3 protein-coding genes are annotated in these 2,093 nt (G+C 43.2%); 2 read left to right on the top strand and 1 reads right to left on the bottom strand.

Annotation, left to right across the window (positions count from 1 at the left end; translation table 11 throughout):
* Positions 1–243: 243 nt before the first annotated feature.
* Together AC1DLM_RS35225 and AC1DLM_RS35220 are read left to right on the top strand one after the other, a co-directional pair.
* The gene (locus tag AC1DLM_RS35225) at positions 244–762 is read left to right on the top strand and encodes a DinB family protein (RefSeq protein ID WP_441992648.1); all 519 of its coding nucleotides are present in this window, start codon (positions 244–246) and stop codon (positions 760–762) included.
* 229 nt (positions 763–991) lie between these two features.
* On the top strand, positions 992–1,504 hold the full coding sequence (locus tag AC1DLM_RS35220; RefSeq protein WP_441992649.1) for a hypothetical protein: 513 nt from the start codon (positions 992–994) through the stop codon (positions 1,502–1,504).
* A 215-nt stretch (positions 1,505–1,719) separates the two neighbouring features.
* Here the strand turns inward: AC1DLM_RS35220 and AC1DLM_RS35215 are convergent.
* Positions 1,720–2,093, bottom strand: a 374-nt coding sequence (locus tag AC1DLM_RS35215; RefSeq protein WP_477572604.1) for a VOC family protein, incomplete at its 5' end; no start/stop codon positions are given.

The following is a 2,093-nucleotide window of genomic DNA, read 5'->3' as shown; positions in this document are numbered from 1 at the left end:
ACCAAAGCCTTTCTTCTGTTCCCGCATGTCCAAAATTGGAACGACGGAGTTTAATAAGCTTACTTTCAGAACGACAACTGTTATCCAGGGAAACGGAATCCTGCGAATGAGTGAGTAAAAGTGAGATAAACCCTTAAAACCGAGGGACGGGCAGTAATATTCAGTAAGTAGACTCCTTTAAATACCTTATTATGGTATAATAAATCCTCAAGTCTTTAACTAAATCCCTATTCGGAGGTTCCTATGAACACAAGACCAAAGTCGGACGAATATCTACCTAAATATGAGCAATATATCCGCTTGGTGCCAGATGGGAATTTGGTGGATATTTTGCGAAACCTGCATGACCAGTCACTGTTGTTGTTGAAAGATCTATCGGAAGAACAGAGTGTTTTCCAATATGCTGAAGGGAAATGGGCACTTAAAACCGTAGTGGGACATATTACTGATGTCGAGCGGTTATGGAACTATCGAATTCTTCGTATCGCACGCGGTGACGCACGGGAATTACCTGGTTATGACCGTGATACCTTCGCAAAGTTAGCGTCTTTTGACGACTTAGCATTGGCAGAGGTACTTGTGGATTTTTCCGCAGTCCGACAATCCACGCTTACTCTTATAGGGAATCTGCGAGAGGAAGCCTTTCTTCGTAGTGGAGAGTTTAATGGTCACCCATTGTCCGCACGTGCGGCTGCCTTTATCATAGCTGGTCATGAAACTCATCATATGAACGTTATTAAGACAAAATATCTACCCAAATGAATATCAAGTGTAGCAGATGGGTTTAAGCCATATTATACGAACTTGGAACTTACCAAATGATGCAAAAAGCAAGTGTCCATTGTTAAGCTAATGGGAGACTTTAGTTGAATAACCACCTAGGACGAGGCTGCCGGCATGAAGGGCAGCCTTTGCTCACTTAACTGGCAGGATAGCTTAATCACTTACCGAATTATTTAAATATCCTACTTTCAATGAGGGGTGAACGTTTTTGAATGCAATATTAAAAGACTCTAAACAGATTCAATATTATACATACCTAGGACCCATATTCGAGGCTCTTCAAAATCGACAACACGATTATAATTGGTTATTAACAGATTTAGAACTAAACTGGATACCAGATGATTTTTTGAACTACTTCGGAGAATATCAAGTAAATAAAGGGACCTGGGATAGAAATAATAAATACTGGATTTCAGGTGAGCAATTAACAAACTTAATTGGCAAGAATAAAATCCAATTTATTTGGGGTGTAATCTCAGGGTTTAGAAAGTCGGAGAAGATTGATATTAATAATTTGAGCGTCGTTCCGTTTGCAGATGGTAACCCAGGGTTTTGGAAACCAGGAGCCACAGTTCAACATCCAAAAGCTGAAGTAGAAATTGTCTGTTGGGATTCTGGACTTACTCTCATGATAAGTAAAGACCAATCCTTAGTTAAAAGCTATATGGATTTTTTTAAAGACGCAAAAGACCTTGATGAGTACAATTTGGAAAACTGATGTTCAGTACGTCGTTAAACTAACGTAGGAACGTTAGCACAATTACAAATAGGCTGCCAGCATCAGCGGGGGTCGCGAAATAGATCCATTTCTCAATAAATAATGAAGAACCTAGATAAAATGAAGAGACCATAGCTCGTTGCTATGGTCTCTTCCTATGAAGCGGTCAGTAAAATTACTAATTACGAAATTCGCCCACTCACTTCAACTGTCTGTCAACGCCTACTGCTGAACCGTTTGATCGCTTCCTCGGTCACTGGCGCGAAGAGGTTAACCAGGTTGCCGTCGGGATCCCGAAACAGCACAGCACGGTTCCCCCACGGCATCGTGGTTGGTTCCTTTACCCACTCGCCAACAAAGGGCTTCAAGCGCTCGTATTCGGCATCGACATCGTGGACGCGAAACTCGATGATGACAGTGTGATTGTCGGCCGCCACTGCGGAACCAGCGCCGAACAGTTGCACCGTCTGGGAGTGGCCGATCGCCAGGGTGCACGATGGCACAACGAGTTCGGCAAAGACGGGCGCGGGGCGTTCCGCCGAAACACCCATGACTTTCTCATAGAACTCGACGAGACGATCCACGTCTC

This window comes from Paenibacillus sp. 01T442, from assembly GCF_056398345.1.
The sequence above is the reverse complement of the archived record's forward strand: the minus strand, read 5'-3'. Positions and strand labels throughout refer to the sequence as shown.